The organism is Kitasatospora sp. SUK 42 (assembly GCF_015776785.2).
Classification (GTDB): domain Bacteria; phylum Actinomycetota; class Actinomycetes; order Streptomycetales; family Streptomycetaceae; genus Kitasatospora.
This window is the reverse complement of sequence record NZ_LFMD02000001.1, coordinates 1,039-1,970: the sequence shown is the minus strand read 5'-3', so window position 1 is coordinate 1,970 and position 932 is coordinate 1,039. Positions and strand designations below refer to the sequence as shown.

The 932-nt window shown below is 71.2% G+C and carries 1 protein-coding gene; it reads left to right on the top strand.

Annotated elements, in window-relative coordinates; all coding sequences use genetic code 11:
• Positions 1 to 932: LCP family protein (locus tag RZ50_RS00010; RefSeq protein WP_217680134.1), on the top strand; the 932-nt coding region annotated here is incomplete at both ends.

Genomic DNA, 932 nt, shown 5'->3' with positions numbered 1-932 from the left:
GTTCTACGACATCGCCAAGGTGCTCCAGCCGATCGAGGTCTGCCTCACCCACCCGGTGGACGACCCGATCATTGCCAGGACCGCCACCCATGCGGGCGGCGGCACCGGGCTCAAGCTCCCGGCCGGGCGCAGCAAGCTCGACGCCGCCCAGGCGCTCTCCTTCGTCCGCCAGCGGCACAACCTGGACGACGGCCACGGGAACTCGGACGACTTCGCCCGCACCCACCGTCAGCAGGCCTTCATCTCCTCGGTGATGCACAAGCTCAAGGAGCAGGGCGTCATCGGCGACCTCGGGTCGATGCAGAAGCTGTTCGGGGTGGTGCAGAAGGACCTGGTGATCGACAACGAGTGGAACGTCCTGGACTTCGCCCAGCAGGCCCCGGCACTGGCCGGCGGCAACGTCGAGTTCAACACCCTGACCTTCGACCGGGAGGACACGAAGAACGGCCAGGACGTCAACATCGTCACTCCCGCGAAGATCCAGAAGGTGGTCAAGCAGGTGTTCGGCCTGGCCGATGCCGCCGCCCCCGTGCCCGCCCCCGGCGACGCCCCGAGCGGTGACGCGACCGCCACCCCGGCCGCCACCCAGGCCGCGACGCCGACCCCCACTCCCACTCCCACGGCCACCAAGGCCGTCTCCCCGGCCACGGTGGACGTGTTCAACGCCTCCTCGGCCGCCGGGGTCTCCTCCGGCAACGAGGCCAAGGCCCTGGTCGGGATGGGCTTCAAGGAGGGCCGCACCGGCCCCGCCGCCGGCAAGCCCAGGACCACCACCGTCACCTACGGCAAGGGCGCCAAGGACGCCGCCGAGCAGGTCGCCGCCCGCTACGGCGTCACCGCCACCGAGTCCGCCTCGGCCGCCGCCGACCACGTCGTGGTCACCCTCGGCAGCACCTTCACCGGCGTCGCCGCCGACAAGCCCGCGGCTCCCA